This is a genomic window from Gillisia mitskevichiae (assembly GCF_003634585.1).
Lineage (GTDB): Bacteria > Bacteroidota > Bacteroidia > Flavobacteriales > Flavobacteriaceae > Gillisia > Gillisia mitskevichiae.
Map to the genome: position 1 here is coordinate 634,542 of NZ_RBLG01000001.1, position 15,370 is coordinate 649,911.

Genomic DNA, 15,370 nt, shown 5'->3' on the forward strand with positions numbered 1-15,370 from the left:
CCTGAACCTGACCATTGGGCGCAATGGTTCAGGGATCTGGAACTCCCACCTGTTATTTTCCCCTGCATTTTTCACATATTCCTTTCAATACCACGTTCACATCGCTCACTTCATAATCGCCTGGCAAGCTTTCTTCCGATATTTTATTCGGTAGACAGATTGTTTCTCCACAATTGGTACAATGAAAGTGCATATGTAAATCTGTACCGTATTTACCTTTGGCATTGTCATCAGAAATTGCAAATTTTGCCACTCCAGTCCCATCGTTAATTTGATGAATCAGCCCTTTGTCATCAAAAGTCTTTAGGTTGCGATAAAAGGTAGTTCTATTTGCTGTTTTGTTTTTTTGACTTTTGGCGATAAAGACTTTGTGCATTTCCTTTAAGGTTACGGCATAGGTCTTTCTCTTGAGGTATTTGTAAATTTTCAACCTCATTACAGTAGGGCGTATCCCTTTGGCAAATAATATTTTTTCCGTTGTTGTCATAGCAAAACTCTTCAAAAATCGATTTTATAAAAGGCCGGCCAGTACTATGCCTGTTCACCTTTTATTCAATTTTAAAGTTGCGCATCATTCCCATATCTTCGTGTTCCAGATTATGGCAGTGGTATAAAAAGAGCCCTTTAAAGTCTTCAAAGCGCATTATTAATTTAACACTCATACCTGGCATTAACAGAACCGTGTCTTGCCAACCCTCATCTATAAATCCATCCTTAACCGAATTCCAAATCCTGCTGTCCACTTTAGAAACGTCCCTTTCAAGAATATTAAATTGTAAATGATGAATATGAAAAGGGTGCGGCATTTGCATTCCCCCGCCCATCATTCCTTTGTCTCCTTCCATTTCTCCACGGTCTCGCATTCGACCTCTTTCTCCCATCATATTACCATTGCCCATCATTCCACCACCACTATTTACGATTTCCCAAATTTCAGTTGTATCTAATTTTACCGTTTCTTCTTCGGTAACCCCCGTCATTTCCCAAGTTCGTCCGTTGATTGTCCATTGCATTCGCCTCATAAAGAAGCGGAACGTTCTTGGATTGTTTCTATTAACGGCAGTGGCAGGATCAAGTTTATTGAATACTGCCAGTTTTTGTGGGAGCTGGAAGTTGTTGCTTCCTGCTTTATCGATGGAAATTTTCAATATTTCATACTCACTGCCTAGGGGAAGGTTGTTTCGACCCCTGCCCATCATTCCACCCATCATCCCCATCATCCCGGGAAAGAACGACAAACTTTTCATAATCATTTGGGAGCCTTGAGGTTTGTTCCTTAAATCGAGCCATACATCGATTCTTTCCGCAACGCCCAACATTATATAGGGTTTAGATTTAGGACTATCCAGTAAACTCCCATCCTTACCTATAATAACAAGGGGAGTGCCGTCTTCCCACGCCAACTTATAAAAGCGCGAATTGGAACCGTTGAGAAAACGCAGTCGATAGACGCATCCATTTTTAAAAGAAAGTTCCCTATCCGGATTTCCATTGACAAGAATACGGTTGCCCAAAAAACCGTTCATCCTATCCATACGTCCACGGTTTAGATATACCAATTGATTATTACCATCAAACTGGCGATCTTGCAGTACAACGGGAACGTCATATTCGCCTGATGGCAACTTCAACAATTGTTCCTCATCGTCCGTAACTATAAAAAGCCCTGCAAGTCCATTATATACTTGAGGTCCTGTGCGTCCGTGTGGATGGGGATGAAACCAATAGGTCCCTGCACGGTTCATTATTTCAAATTCATACACATAGGTATCACCGTTTCCTATTACATCTTTAGGATGGCCATCATCCTTTTCAGGGACGTGCATTCCGTGCCAATGCACGATACTTTCTTCGGGTAATTGATTTATGAAACGGATTCTAATTTTCTGCCCTTTTTTTACACGAATCACAGGCCCTAAATAGCTCTCGCCCAATTTTTGGACTGCGGTTCCATCACCGGTCAGAACCTTTCCTTCAAACATCCAAACCTTGGTGGTATTTCCTTTGAACAATTGAACATTCGCCTCTTTGGCAGTCAGTTCTAAGTCCAAATCTGCTTGAAAATTGGGGTTGACTTTATCGTTTTCTGAAGCAAAACCGTTACAAGAACTTAAAAGTGGCCAAGTAATTACAACACTGGCACCTATGCTGCCTAGCTTTATAAAGTTCCTTCTATCAATTTTATTCTCTTCCATAATTTTCTATTGATTATTCGTGAAATAGGGGATTTAATAGAACCCCAAAAAGATGAACACTACATATTTATCATAGTATCACTGTTCACCATCTTTGTTTTTATCCTTATTTTTATCATCATCATCCTTCATTTGGCATTGGCACTTCTCTTCCTCATCTTTACACTTACAGTCACACTCCATATCCTTGTTTTCTTTCATTGTGGCCATTTTTTCCTTCATCTTTTTTGACTTTATAGAGTCTTTTTCCATTCCCATCATCATTTTTTCTTTCATCCCTTTCATCCCTTTCATCATCGTTGAATCTTTTTCCATCATCATTTTCATCATTTCCTTCCTCATTTCAGGATTGTTGCTAATGGCCGTCATAACCTGTTCCCTTTTTTCAGGGTCCTTCAAAATTTTGTCTGTTTTTTTTTGCTGTGCATTGCTTTGAAAGCTTATCATCAAAGCCACCAAAATCATTAGAATACCTACATTTTTAATTTGTTTCATAATATCTGTTTTTCAATGTTTATTAATTTTCTGTTTAAACCTCAATCCACTCTTTGGCAGTAGCGGAATCCTTACTATCAAAATACCTGATATGTGCTCTGGAAAAGGGCATTAGTAATCTGGTAAATTCTTCGTGGTATTTCGGAGTACTTACAATCGCAACCTTCTCAAGGTGTTTCTCTTTTTCAAGGTTCAGAAAATAATCTTTCTGAAATACCTCTGGTGTACAGCCTTGGCAATCCCCCATTTCAAAATAACAACGGAGATCTTTAGCAGTGTTGATTTGTCTATTCAACTCTGAAAAAAAGTTCGCACAGTCATTGTGGTCAAGTACTCCTTTAGCTATAAGGTAGAGGGTTTTGTTTTGTTTTGTTATTGTCATCATTTTGAAATCTTTTTCAATTTTATTCCTTAAAATCATAGTGAACCTTGACCTTCCTTCGCACACTTAACGCATATCCCCTGTACGATCAAATTGATATTTTCTGCCTTAAAACCTTGGGGTAGGTTGATTTGGGGTATTTTATGGTCTGTGAGGCAAATTGTTTCATCGCATTTATTACAGTGAAAATGCAGATGAAGATCGTTGCCCACTTCACATTGACAATCTTTGCCACAAAGGGCATATTTGACAAGGCCAGTACCGTCTTCGATGGCGTGTACTAATTTATTTTCCTCAAATGTTTTTATAGTACGGAAAAGTGTGCTACGCTCTGAACTTTTAAAATGTTTTTCGAGTTCGCCCAAACTTATTGCCACTTTCATTTTTGATAAATGTTTGTAAGTTAGCAGGCGCATAGCGGTAGGTTTAACGCCCTTATCTTCCATTTTTTTTACTATGTCTTCCATTTGTACATCAGGTTTGTGCAACAATTATTGCGCATTTTAGAAATAAACTTCGCAAGTCCAGAACCAACTGGAAAATCCTTGCGGATTTTCCGAATAGGCAAGGACAAGTAATTACTTTTACAAGCTGTTGTTGCGTCGTTATTATATTTGTTCAATTTTTCGGTTTAGAAATCAGACTGTCCAATTCCAAAAACTTCTCTTTCATAAGACTCAAAGCAAAAGCTCCGGCAGAAGCAATAAAAACAGAAAAGTCCAACGCTCCTTTAATTCCGGTTGAAAAAGTCATAGCCAAAGCAAATATCAACAACAGAAATCCGCTTAATTTTGCAAACAGTTCCGTTTTAAATCCTATTATCAAGAAAATCGCAAAAACAATTTCGGCTACGGTTGCCAAAATTCCGATTGTTGGGATTAGTGAATTCGGAATCCAAGGATTTATCATTTGGGTATAACTCAAGAAACTGTCCCAATTTCCCCAAACAGAAACTTCTTTGCTCCAAATTCCAAATCTGTCGGCGACCGCCGATAAAAAACCGATTGAAATTGCTAATCGCAAAAAGACTTTAATAAACTTGGCATCCATATTTTTTTATTTTTACTTTCTAATTTCCGTAGAGTTTGGTCAAATACACAACAACAGGTTTTATAAGTCATACCTCTTGAGAGATTCACCAGTTTTGATTTTAAAGGCATCGTCTATACTGGTTATATAAATTATTCCGTCCCCCTTTTCCGGAGATTTGCCGTTTTCGGTTATAATATCTATAGCCTTTTGAGCCTCTTCGTTCTGGCAGACGAGTTCCAATTTTACCACGGGACTGTCCGTTATGTGAAAATCGAGTGACGGTCTAGCACCTTTCGCCTTAAATGCACCAGTGCCTTCTGCTTGCGACAGGGTCATACTTTTAAATCCGTTGTCCGATAGGGCTTCAATGACCCGTTGTATTCTGTTCGGTTTTACAAATGCTTTTATTTCTTTCATAATTATTTATTGCTAATTGATTTTGAACCGAGCCTGTTTTTTAATTTTTAACTAACTAATTAAGACGATAAACAAACTCGGAATCAAAACCATTGTTATATTTTGGTCTAATCGTCGTCGCCCAATTCAGCTTTAATCATCTCGGAAGAGAGAATGTATGCTCCCTTTGTAACAATGGTTATATCTTTAGATATACCTGAAGGAAGGCTTATTTCCACATAGCCCAAATCACTTATCCCTATATTTACAGGAACCATATTGAACCGTAGTTTATTTTCTTCTTTCTTGTCATTATCCTTTACGAAAATGAACGTTTTTTCACCATTTTTGACAATTGCATCCTCTGGTACTGCCAAGACCATTTTTTCACCTTGTACTATTCTACCTTCCACATACATTCCAGGAAGTAATTCTTTATCTTCATTGTGAATGTCTGCGTGCACGTGAACGGCTTTTGGATCGGTTTCAAATGTTTTGCCTATTGCGTGAATTTTTGCCTTTATAAGCTGATCTGGCTTTGATGCTACGGTAAAATAGATTTGTTGACCTTCCTTTACTTTATAAATATCTTTTTCATACACTTTAAAATCGGCGTGAATTTCCGAATTATCACTTACCGCAAACATTTTGGTCTGGGGAGCTACATAGTCACCAAGACTTACCATAACTTCATCAACAAACCCACCAATTGGCGATGTAATGGGCACAGCGGGAAAGATTTCCCCCTTGGCTATTTTATCAAGATTAAAACCTAATAGCTTTAATTTTGCACTTAAAGCATTAACACTGGACGTGGTACTTCGGAATTTTGACTGCGCCATTTGAAAATCCTTGGCCGACGAAACCCCTTTATCATATAGAGTCTGCTTACGTTCAAAATCCTGTTTTAAGAAGACGAGTTCATCGTTCTTTTCCTGAAATTCCTGTTGCATACTTATAATATCAGGATGCTGTAAATATGCCAATACCTGCCCTCTTCGAACCTCATCTCCTTCAATTACTTGTATCGAGCTAACATTACCCCCTACAAAAGGACTAATATTGGCCTTATATTGAGGGTAAAGTTCCAAGATGCCAGTTACCTTTACACTGTTGCCTAGACTTTTTTCTTCAATCTGATTCAACTCAAGACCTATAGTTTCAGCTTGCTCACTGGTAATTTCTACAACACCCTCTTCACCTTCTTCATTTTCCCCTGCCTCAGTATTTTGAAAATTTTCTGAAAGTTCGTTGGCTTTTTTATTCCCGACTTCCGAGTTTGATTTCCCATTACAGCCTATTAAAATTATAGTTAGTATAAGGGTACTTATTATTGCGATTTTCTTCATTTTTACTTTTTTTAGTTTAAAGGTTTCCCATTTGATATTGTAATTCAATGGCCTGTTGATTATACTGATTGATATATTGCAAATGATTCTGTTTAATTTTAATGGCACTATTAAGGATAGTGATGTAGTTTACATAATCTATTTCCCCTTCTTGGGATGCCAACTCGGCGGTAGTGATTTGCTCTTCAGCCAATAGCAATGCGCCCTCCTGATAATAGTTTAGGATTTTTTGTGTTTTTTCCAGCGATTTTATTAGCTGTGAGACCGTGCTTTCGGTCATCGCTTTTTGTTCCAAATATTGATTTTCTGCCACCATTGCATCTGCCTTGGCAGCCTTTACCCTTGATTTCTGGGGAAAGAACCAAAGCGGTATGCTAATACCTGCTTGATAGGTGTTAAAGCCCGAAACATCGTCCACGATCTGTCTTCCATAGGTCAAGTTGAACTTGGGCAGGAACTGTGCTTTTTCCACACCGATGTTCGCTTTGCTTACTTCCGCATTCTGCATTGAGTACTGCAATATTGGATTGTTGGCCACTGAAGCTGAATCCAGAACGCCCATAAAACTAATTGTGTCATAGGGCAGCCCAACCGTTTCTATTTCTTGGTCGATACCCAAATATTGCTTCAGTGCTCTTTTGGCGATTTCAATATCGTCATAGGCCTGTTGTCGTAATACCTGAATTTGCTGATATTCCGAAGAGGCGGCGATAAATTCCAGTTTACCAGTTTCTCCAGTGTCATAGCGCAATTGGGCAGCTGTCCTAAAGTTGGTGTAAACACTGTCCAACTGTTCCGCAAAGCGCAGCTGTGCCTTGTTATAATTGATACGGTCATAGGCCTGCATCACATTTCGGATCAATTGCTGCTCGTTCACAGCATAGAACTTTTCGCCCAAAACCTCACGTTGTTTGTAAAATTTCAATTTTGAAAAACCCGAAAGCAAATCGATATTTTGCTGTTGCACACCAATAGTGGTCTGGACACCGGGAAGGTTATTGCTGTATTCTTCTTTTCCTGTAAATACCTGTGTATTTCCCAAGTCGAAACTGGTGCCTTTCATCGCCTGTTCTCGCTCAATAAAAGCTTGACTTTCCCTTAGGGAAGGATAATTTTTCTTGGCCATTGTTATGGCTTCTTCCAAAGTAATTGTTTGGGCCATTTGGCTATTCTGCGCAGCTGCCGAATTTGAGGTCAGAAATCCTCCCAAGCTAAAAAGCACAATAATGACGGTGGTACTTTTCTTGATGTAACTGGTTTCGCTACCATTGCCTTTGCGCTCTTTACGGGATTCCAGCCAATTATACAGAACGGGAACCACGACCAATGTTAAGAAAGTGGCCGTTATCAGTCCACCGATTACCACTGTCGCCAAGGGACGTTGTACTTCTGCGCCTCCCGAAGTGGACACTGCCATTGGTATAAAGCCCATAATGGCGGCAGTTGCCGTTAAGAGTATGGGACGTAGCCGCTCGTGGGTGGCTTCATAAATTCTATCTTTTATATTTGTCATACCGCTTTCTTTTAGTTCATTGAATTTATTGATAAGCACAAGTCCATTTAATACCGCAACCCCAAAGAGCACGATAAAACCGACCCCAGCGGAAATACTGAATGGCATTCCCCTAATCCAAAGGGCGAACACCCCACCAATGGCGGCCAAGGGTACGGCCATATAGATCATTACCGATTGTGAAAATGAGTTAAGTGCGAAATAGAGCAAAATGAAGATTAAGAAAAGTGCAATAGGCACTACAATCATTAAACGGTCTGTAGCGCGCTGAAGGTTTTCGAAAGAACCACCGTAGGTAATATAGTAGCCAGGGGGAAGATTTAATTGGGCATCCAGTTTTTGCTGAATTTCCTCTACCATCGATTTTACATCACGTCCCCTTACATTGACACCGACCGAAATTCGTCGGTAGGTATTGTCCCGCGAAATTTGCATAGGTCCGGGTTTATAACTAATATCGGCCACTTCTTTAAGAGGAACTTGTGCACCATTGGGAAGGTCGATATATAAATTCTTTAGACTATTAATGTCTTGACGGAATGACTCCGCAAGACGAATGACAACATCAAATCTTTTTTCTCCTTCAAAAACAACACTTGCCTTTTCCCCGGCAAATGATGCGCTTACATAATCGTTCAACTTGTCAATTGTCACTCCGTACTGAGCCATTTTAGCTCTGTTATATTCCACGGTCATCTGAGGAAGCCCACTGGTTGCCTCCGCTCGAACATCACCGGCTCCGGGGACAGTTTTTATAATTGAAGCCATTTCGTTTGCCTTCTCCGACAGCACGTCCAAATTTTCTCCATAAAGCTTTATTGCCACATCTTCTCGTACACCTGTGAGCAGTTCGTTAAAACGAAGTTCTACGGGTTGTGTGAATACAAAGTTCACACCTGGAATCACAGAAATACTCTCTTGAATTTTTTCGATAAGTTCTTCCTTAGTGTCTGCACTCGTCCATTTGCTTTTGTCTTTTTCAAGTATGATATAACTATCAGCAATATCCATAGGCATTGGATCGGTGGGTATTTCTGCCACACCAATTCTAGAAATCATTGTTTTGACTTCGGGAAACTTTGTAATGATATTCTGTAGCTTTTTTGAAGCTTCAATTGATTCGGTAAGACTACTACCTGGTTTAATAAGAGCTTGCATTGCGATATCGCCCTCATCAAATTTCGGGATGAATTCACCACCCATATTACTGAATATAAAGCCGGCTATCAATAATAAAGCAACAGCACTTATGATTACTCCGGCTTTAAATCTGAGGGCGAATGAAAGTAGGGGTCTATATACCTTATTAAGACCGGCCATAATACGGTCACTAAACCTGTCAATCTTATTTTCAAACTTTGCGAACCAGCTATCTGGATTTCTTGCAGGTTTAAGGAATAGTGCGGAAATCATTGGGACGTAGGTAAGGCAAAGGATAATGGCTCCAAGAACCGCGAAACCAAAGGTAAATGCCATTGGACGGAACATTTTGCCTTCAACGCCCGTTAGGAATAAAATTGGGGTAAATACAATAAGGATTATTAATTGGCCAAAGAATGCGGAGTTCATCATTGTACTTGCAGATTCATAGGCGATTTCATCCATTTCTGCCTGATTGACAAGCTTGGTGGACTTTTTCATTCTTTGATGAATGTGGAAAACCATTCCCTCAACGATAATTACGGCACCATCCACGATAATCCCGAAATCAATGGCACCAAGTGACATTAGGTTTGCCCAAACGCCAAACTGTTTCATTAAAATAAAGGCGAATAAAAGCGATAAAGGAATTACAGATGCAGTAATCAATCCACCGCGTAAGCTTCCCAACAAGAGAACGAGGACAAATATCACAATCAGTGAGCCTTCGACCAAATTCTTTTCTACTGTGCTGGTCGTTCTTCCAATAAGCTCGCTTCTGCTCAAAAAGGGTTCAATATAAACACCTTCAGGAAGGGATTTTTGAATTTCCTTTATTCGACTTTGTACATTGTTTATTACGTTATTGGCACTTTGCCCCTTAAGCATAAGAATTTGTCCGCCAACGGTTTCCTTTCCGTCTTGGGTAAACGCCCCATACCGTATTTGGCTCCCATAACCTACTTTTTCAGCCACGTCCCTTATTAATACTGGGGTGCCATTTTGTGTAATAACCACTGTGTTCTCTAAATCTTCAAGACTACGTGCCAGGCCTTCTCCCCTTATAAAATTGGCCTGATGATTTTTTTCGATATAAGCTCCTCCAGTATTGGCGTTGTTCATTTTAAGGGCTTCAAACACTTCGCTCATCGTAATGCCAAAACTTTTGAGTTTATCCGGATTAAGAGCTATCTCATATTGCTTTACATATCCGCCAAAAGCATTGACTTCCACAACACCGGGGACGAGCGCCATTTGCCGTTTTACAATCCAATCCTGTATGGTGCGAAGCTCCATAGCATCATACTGGTCTTCATAGCCCTCCTTAATTTTTAAGGTGTATTGAAATATTTCCCCCAATCCTGTGGTAATGGGAGCCATAAAAGGCGACCCAAAACCTTCTGGTATTTCTTCACTGACCTCCGCTAACTTTTCTTGTACCAGTTGGCGAGGAAGATAGGTGCCTGCCTCATCGTCAAAAACGATGGTAACCACAGAAAGACCAAAGCGTGATACAGAACGTAGTTCTATGACATTAGGCAAGTTGGCCATTGCGAGTTCCACAGGGTAGGTCACAAATTGCTCGATGTCTTCCGTACCCAAGTTTGGGGCAGTGGTTATTACTTGCACTTGATTATTGGTTATATCTGGAACGGAACCCAGATTAATAGTGGCCATTGACCAAACGCCTGTACCTACAAGGGCTACTATTAACAGACCAATAATAAATTTATTATTGATTGAAAATGAAATGATTTTATTAATCATAAAAAAAGAAAGGTTTAATTCAGTGAAACTTATCGACACGAATTTGCCTTGAGCAAAATCATATCAAATTAGAATTGACCTCAAGAAAAAGGTCAAAGTAGGATATAACTATCCTATAAAAACTGAATTAAACACGTGGAGGTTGGAATAGGGAGTGAGGAATATCTTCTCCCGAACCATTAAAATGAAAAAATATTTCAGAGGAAATATCAAATGTTGGCACAGAGAATGTCAATATATCGACATTCACAATATTTACGTGACAACCACTGCATAGACAAAAATTGACGCATACGGGCTGTTCGGTATTATCTGAATTATGATCTAACTGCGTCAGTAAGTCATTTTGAAAATCGTATAAACTAACTTCACTATCATCACAGGGCACACCGTTGAGTACCAAAAAGTAAAGGGATAATATGATAGTTAATATTTTCACTCTGCAAAGATAAGAAAATTGTGATGCACAGGTTGTGCAAAGATGATTTAGAATTTCAGAAATCAAAAATTAATGACGCTATCCAAGGCATTATCTGCATCTCTATGCATAAAGTTAGATTGATAATTTATTGTGGTAGTAATCGAAGAATGTCTGTATAATTTTTGGAGCATATTAATTGGGATTTTATCTTCCGATATATTCCCAAATGTATGTCTTGCAATGTGCATCGTTACTTTTTTTGAAATTTTTGCTTTCTCAGCTACCGTAACTAAATATTTATTGAATTTCTTGTTGGCCGTTTTTGTTTTAGCATAGACATCTTTTGCATCTTGTAAATTTGCCTTTTTCATTTCCGGAAATATAAAATCATCATCATTTTGTTTAATGTCCTGATAGTATTCCAAAATCGGAAATATTTTATCTGGGATTTTAAGGGATAACAATTTTGAATTCTTGTTCATTCGATAATGAAGCCGGGCGTCATAAATATCGGTCCAACGAATTTTCAATACGTCAGCTACCCGAATTCCGGCAAAATAAAAACTAAAAAGCCAAACATTTCTAGCGTGAGTTTCGTGGTCAGTCAAATTTTCAACGGATTCAAGTTTTATAACCTCATTTTTGGTAAGGCCTATTTTTTCGGTTTCAGGGAACTTAATCCGTATTTTATCTGAACCGAAGGGGTAGAGTTTTCTATCTACTATGCCCAATTTAATAGCTCTATTATAGATAGTTCTAATTACAATAAGATTATTTACTATCGACCTTTCTGACAGGTTGTGTTTTTTGCGGAGGTATGTTTTAAATCTCTTTAAAAAATTTTCATCAATTTCTTGAAAGGTAAGCTGCTTTGATGTGGAAAATTTTAAAACGTGATTAATTCTTGCTTTATCTGTTGAAAGCCTTGACAGCTTCTCGTTTGCCTCTAAATCATCAAGAAAATCTTGTGCCACTTCGAAAAAAGTAACTGATTCGGAAGAAGCATAAAGTTTCTCTTTTATTTGATTGGCCGAAATATCTTTTTTGCTCGACTGCAAATCAATCAGCATTTTATTCGCCTCAGCTAATTTAGTACTAAGCAAACCATTTAATCTATCTGAGTAAGGGTGTGATTTTCTAACTCTAATATTTTTCCCATCCCAATCATTAGGATCAATATTATGACCTATATAATGATAATTTGAGCGACGGTTTTTTGTAATACGAATACAAAGAGGACAATGCCCTTCTTTATTAGGCTTTTTCCGAAGTACTATTTTTGCGTTTGATGCCATATCTTAAGTATTGAGAATATAAAGATAATCATTTTTGGTACAACATAGGTACAACAAATTATGATTTTAAACGATATCAATTGACATTATATAAAATTAAATATATGTTAATCAGTTGATTATAATATGACTTACGGAAATTTGGTAGTAAATACGCTGGATTCTTGTCCCAGTAAACAATATTTAAATGACCACGGATAATCCGCGCATTGTCATCGGCATTGATCTGGTCAAGGATGTGCTGGATTTTTCCGAGTACCACTTTGTTCTGCGAACCAAAGTTGGAGCTTTTGTTCAGTTCCTCTACTTTCTTATCGAGCAGCTTGCGCCATTTTTGTTTATCGTCCAGATATAGAATCTGATTGACAATGTGGTTCTCGTTTAGCGTAAGCCCTAAACCATCAATAAACCCTTGATGAAATACAAAATCGTCAGAAGTGAATTTCTCATTGGTCTTGCTGCTCTGTACACTTTCGCCAAAGCACAGTTCGCTGTTGATGGCTAGGGCATCAAAATAATTTTCGCCTATATTGACGTTTTTTCTTTCAAGTAAAATATCCGTATCAAAGCCTTCATTGAAGCCATTGAAATAGCCATTCGTTAGATTTTGAATTGAATCCGCATCAAGTGGAGAAAATTCCATTTTACGGCTATTGTTGATAAAGGAAACCGAATCGCTGACCGAGCCGATAAAGCGTCGCACGTTATCATCAAGTTCCCGGATAATGCTCTTGGAAACCTTTCGGAAGGGGTTGACATATTTGGGACTGTTAAGCGCTTTGTTCTTGGTCAGGATAAAGAACAGGAAACAGCGGTGCTCCATATATTCACGCCCTTTAAAATGATCGTGGGTCGCTTTTTCCAAAAAGGTTTTATTGGGCAGTTGTTGCGAAGAATAGGATTTTTTCAAATAAATATCCTGCTTATGAACTACAGTTCCCACCGGCAACGACTTCAAAGCCTGAAACCAAGCCCCGTGCATATCCTCAAAATCCTTTTCGGACAAGGAATAGATCTCGGGCAGGTTGCCTTGGTAGCATAAGACCACATTGCCATTGTTGGCAAAAATGATATTGTCCTGGATATCCGCGATGGGTCGGTATGCCGAAAGGTTAATCTTGTTCATAATCGATGCCGGAGTTTCTTTTGTTACTGATGATTTTTGGGAAGGCTTTTGCCATTTGGAAAAGCTGTGGATTGCTTGTTATCCGGGTCAAAGCGATATAGAAGGCTGAATTAAGAACTATTACGCCGATGATAATCCCGAAACTGAAAGAAAAGATGATGACCAATAGCGAAGCAAGTATGGAAACCATCATTATGGCAAACAGGGAAATGGGCAGCCCGAAAATGACAGCCCGCTTCCTGATGTTTTTATAAACCTCGAATTTTTTCATATCACATATTTTTTTAAAATGCCTCTTAGAGGCTTAGACTACGATTCCGATTAGGTAAGTGAAAATGCCGACCACAGCTCCTGCAATCAATACAAAAACGAGAACACGGGTAATCCCTTTTTTGAGATCGGCGTTTTCCCCGAAGAAATGTCCCGCGTTGAACAGGAAACCGATTAGGAATATTACACCAAGGATTATTGGAAAAATTGTCCTGATGGTGTTGGAAACATCGTCAACTGAATCTTCGATTCCTCCAATTTGTGCAAAAAGCGATGTTGAGAGCAACGAAAGAAAAGTTGCCAAGTAGATTGATTTTTTCATAACGGAATAGTTTAAGTTTTTGATTCGTTTTCGTTAAGGGAAAAGTACATATATTTATATTCAAACACCTGAAAATCAAATATTTGTGAATAAAATATTATTTGATAGTAATTGAATTCCGTTGCCATTATTTGACATCAAATTCTATGGATTTTGGAAGACGAGTTGTTAATAACCCGAAAAGTGAAAATGAAAAAAGTGCTCAAAAACGTCAGTTTTGTGATTTTGCTTCTAAAAATGTGTTTCATTTTTGGTCAAGAAACGAGTGCTCAAAAACGAATTGTAATTGATGTTGGACACGGTGGAAAAGATTCTGGTGCAATTGGAAAAAATGGTATCCAAGAAAAGGATGTGGCTTTGGATATTTCAAACGCCATTTTAAAGCTGAATAATGAATTGGAAAAACCTTTGGATATTTATTTGACCAGGTATAGTGATACGCTTATTTCGTTATCTGATCGAACTAAATTGGCCAATGCTTTAGATACGGATGTATTTATTTCCTTGCATTGCAATCATTCAGATAATGCTAACGTAAGAGGCATTGAAGTTTATGTGGCAAATACTAAATCTCAGTTTTCAGACCTTTCAACCTTGCTTGCTTATCTGTTGCAGGCTTATTTTAAAAAAGAATTGGGTTTTGAGAGTAGAGGCGTGAAGTTTGCGAATTTTCAGGTGCTACGGGAAAATGTTGATTACCGCCCTGCTGTTTTAGTAGAAGTTGGATTTCTTACCAACGAAGATGAAGGATTCTATTTTTTGCAGCCTCCTAAAATCAAGGCCGTGGCGATGGCTATTTTAAAAGGAATCTATAACTACTCAAATAAACGATTATGAAAGACTTATTCATCGAAACAATTAAAAGCATCCGAGAAGTATTGAAAGTTTTTTTGTCAGAAGTTCTAAGGCAGATTTATGACCTAAAAAATAAGAAATGAGTATTTTTATACATCAAGTTCATCACCAGATAAAAAAGCATAATGGAAACTCAAATGTACGGAACAAAGGAAGAACAGGAAAACGCTATTCGTTACTACGATAAGCTTTCCGTCATTTACGATTACATCTCAAATTGGTATTATAAAAAAGCCAGGAACTATGCCATCAAAGAGCTTCAACTCAAAAATGGACAGACCTTATTAAACGTGCCCTGCGGAACAGGGGTCAACTTTAAATATTTCAACGAATATTTGAACAATACAGGACTTATCATTGGCATTGACCTGTCGAGTGGAATGCTTGATAAGGCCAAACAAAAAATAGAAAAAAACGGTTGGAAGAATATCGAAACGGAATTAAACGATGCTACTAAAATTGACCGAAATTGGCTTGATTATCGAAACGAACAAATTACCGTTGACGCTGTTTTTTGCGACCTTGGTTTGTCAGGGCTGCCCGAATGGCGAAACATAATCGACAATATGATTTCAATTTTAAAACCAAACGGTAGAATTGTTATTCTGGACTGGTATCTTGAAAAACCAAGTTTGAAGGGCGATTTTGTAAAATGGATTGGGAAAGGCGAAGTGGACAGACCAATATACCAATATTTAGAGACGAAGGTTTCCAATTTTAAAGTGGATGATAGTTTTAATTATGGAGGTGTATTTGTCGCTTCCGGTAGTAAACCCGAATAAACCCTATACACTGTTTATGAAAAACCATTC

Annotated in this window: 15 protein-coding genes and 1 pseudogene; 2 read left to right on the forward strand and 14 right to left on the reverse strand. The window is 38.3% G+C overall.

From position 1 onward, the window contains the following. Nucleotides 1–52: 52 nt before the first annotated feature. The 14 genes and pseudogenes from BC962_RS02900 to BC962_RS02960 form a co-directional block, all read right to left on the reverse strand. Nucleotides 53–487, reverse strand: a complete 435-nt coding sequence (locus tag BC962_RS02900) for a Fur family transcriptional regulator (protein WP_121344414.1) — start codon at nt 485–487, stop codon at nt 53–55. 61 nt (nt 488–548) lie between these two features. Further along, nucleotides 549–2,195 carry a multicopper oxidase family protein gene (locus BC962_RS02905; protein ID WP_121344415.1) on the reverse strand — a complete coding sequence of 549 codons (1,647 nt, stop codon included), beginning with the start codon at nt 2,193–2,195 and terminating at the stop codon, nt 549–551. Nucleotides 2,196–2,273: 78 nt separating this feature from the next. Further along, nucleotides 2,274–2,690 carry a hypothetical protein gene (locus BC962_RS02910; protein ID WP_121344416.1) on the reverse strand — a complete coding sequence of 139 codons (417 nt, stop codon included), beginning with the start codon at nt 2,688–2,690 and terminating at the stop codon, nt 2,274–2,276. Nucleotides 2,691–2,724: 34 nt separating this feature from the next. Next, nucleotides 2,725–3,075, reverse strand: a complete 351-nt coding sequence (locus BC962_RS02915) for a SpoIIAA family protein (protein ID WP_183075434.1) — start codon at nt 3,073–3,075, stop codon at nt 2,725–2,727. A 32-nt stretch (nt 3,076–3,107) separates the two neighbouring features. After that, nucleotides 3,108–3,539, reverse strand: a complete 432-nt coding sequence (locus BC962_RS02920) for a Fur family transcriptional regulator (RefSeq protein WP_121344418.1) — start codon at nt 3,537–3,539, stop codon at nt 3,108–3,110. Nucleotides 3,540–3,690: 151 nt separating this feature from the next. Next, nucleotides 3,691–4,122, reverse strand: coding sequence for a DoxX family protein (locus tag BC962_RS02925; RefSeq protein ID WP_121344419.1), 432 nt, complete (start codon nt 4,120–4,122; stop codon nt 3,691–3,693). A 60-nt stretch (nt 4,123–4,182) separates the two neighbouring features. Continuing rightward, complete coding sequence (locus BC962_RS02930; protein ID WP_121344420.1) at nt 4,183–4,521, reverse strand: P-II family nitrogen regulator; 339 nt, start codon at nt 4,519–4,521, stop codon at nt 4,183–4,185. A 107-nt stretch (nt 4,522–4,628) separates the two neighbouring features. Continuing rightward, nucleotides 4,629–5,849: an efflux RND transporter periplasmic adaptor subunit gene (locus BC962_RS02935; protein ID WP_121344931.1), complete on the reverse strand. Its 1,221-nt coding sequence runs from the start codon at nt 5,847–5,849 to the stop codon at nt 4,629–4,631. A 16-nt stretch (nt 5,850–5,865) separates the two neighbouring features. Beyond that, nucleotides 5,866–10,269, reverse strand: coding sequence for a CusA/CzcA family heavy metal efflux RND transporter (locus BC962_RS02940; RefSeq protein WP_121344421.1), 4,404 nt, complete (start codon nt 10,267–10,269; stop codon nt 5,866–5,868). Between the two features lie 127 nt (nt 10,270–10,396). Next, a complete protein-coding gene (locus BC962_RS16625; protein WP_394337506.1) occupies nt 10,397–10,708 on the reverse strand; it encodes a DUF6660 family protein in 312 nt (103 codons plus the stop codon). Between the two features lie 62 nt (nt 10,709–10,770). Continuing rightward, nucleotides 10,771–11,985: a site-specific integrase gene (locus BC962_RS02945; protein ID WP_121344422.1), complete on the reverse strand. Its 1,215-nt coding sequence runs from the start codon at nt 11,983–11,985 to the stop codon at nt 10,771–10,773. 163 nt (nt 11,986–12,148) lie between these two features. After that, a pseudogene (locus BC962_RS02950) lies at nt 12,149–13,111 on the reverse strand (TraG family conjugative transposon ATPase); the annotation flags it as partial. Then, nucleotides 13,098–13,382, reverse strand: coding sequence for a hypothetical protein (locus BC962_RS02955; RefSeq protein ID WP_121344423.1), 285 nt, complete (start codon nt 13,380–13,382; stop codon nt 13,098–13,100). The pseudogene BC962_RS02950 and the gene BC962_RS02955, both read right to left, overlap by 14 nt. A 33-nt stretch (nt 13,383–13,415) precedes the next feature. Further along, nucleotides 13,416–13,703 carry a hypothetical protein gene (locus tag BC962_RS02960; protein WP_031428457.1) on the reverse strand — a complete coding sequence of 96 codons (288 nt, stop codon included), beginning with the start codon at nt 13,701–13,703 and terminating at the stop codon, nt 13,416–13,418. 189 nt (nt 13,704–13,892) lie between these two features. On the opposite strand from BC962_RS02960, the gene BC962_RS02965 reads away from it, so the two are divergent. Further along, on the forward strand, nt 13,893–14,540 hold the full coding sequence (locus tag BC962_RS02965) for an N-acetylmuramoyl-L-alanine amidase family protein (RefSeq protein ID WP_121344424.1): 648 nt from the start codon (nt 13,893–13,895) through the stop codon (nt 14,538–14,540). Between the two features lie 143 nt (nt 14,541–14,683). Beyond that, nucleotides 14,684–15,340, forward strand: coding sequence for a class I SAM-dependent methyltransferase (locus BC962_RS02970; protein ID WP_121344425.1), 657 nt, complete (start codon nt 14,684–14,686; stop codon nt 15,338–15,340). Nucleotides 15,341–15,370 lie beyond the last annotated feature (30 nt).

Bases quoted from the DNA above. Each gene is read 5' to 3' on its own strand.
- BC962_RS02900 (WP_121344414.1), bottom strand. From the start codon at position 487: ATGACAACAACGGAAAAAATATTATTTGCCAAAGGGATACGCCCTACT.
- BC962_RS02905 (WP_121344415.1), bottom strand. From the start codon at position 2,195: ATGGAAGAGAATAAAATTGATAGAAGGAACTTTATAAAGCTAGGCAGC.
- BC962_RS02910 (WP_121344416.1), bottom strand. From the start codon at position 2,690: ATGAAACAAATTAAAAATGTAGGTATTCTAATGATTTTGGTGGCTTTG.
- BC962_RS02915 (WP_183075434.1), bottom strand. From the start codon at position 3,075: ATGATGACAATAACAAAACAAAACAAAACCCTCTACCTTATAGCTAAA.
- BC962_RS02920 (WP_121344418.1), bottom strand. From the start codon at position 3,539: ATGGAAGACATAGTAAAAAAAATGGAAGATAAGGGCGTTAAACCTACC.
- BC962_RS02925 (WP_121344419.1), bottom strand. From the start codon at position 4,122: ATGGATGCCAAGTTTATTAAAGTCTTTTTGCGATTAGCAATTTCAATC.
- BC962_RS02930 (WP_121344420.1), bottom strand. From the start codon at position 4,521: ATGAAAGAAATAAAAGCATTTGTAAAACCGAACAGAATACAACGGGTC.
- BC962_RS02935 (WP_121344931.1), bottom strand. From the start codon at position 5,849: ATGAAGAAAATCGCAATAATAAGTACCCTTATACTAACTATAATTTTA.
- BC962_RS02940 (WP_121344421.1), bottom strand. From the start codon at position 10,269: ATGATTAATAAAATCATTTCATTTTCAATCAATAATAAATTTATTATT.
- BC962_RS02945 (WP_121344422.1), bottom strand. From the start codon at position 11,985: ATGGCATCAAACGCAAAAATAGTACTTCGGAAAAAGCCTAATAAAGAA.
- BC962_RS02955 (WP_121344423.1), bottom strand. From the start codon at position 13,382: ATGAAAAAATTCGAGGTTTATAAAAACATCAGGAAGCGGGCTGTCATT.
- BC962_RS02960 (WP_031428457.1), bottom strand. From the start codon at position 13,703: ATGAAAAAATCAATCTACTTGGCAACTTTTCTTTCGTTGCTCTCAACA.
- BC962_RS02965 (WP_121344424.1), top strand. From the start codon at position 13,893: ATGAAAAAAGTGCTCAAAAACGTCAGTTTTGTGATTTTGCTTCTAAAA.
- BC962_RS02970 (WP_121344425.1), top strand. From the start codon at position 14,684: ATGGAAACTCAAATGTACGGAACAAAGGAAGAACAGGAAAACGCTATT.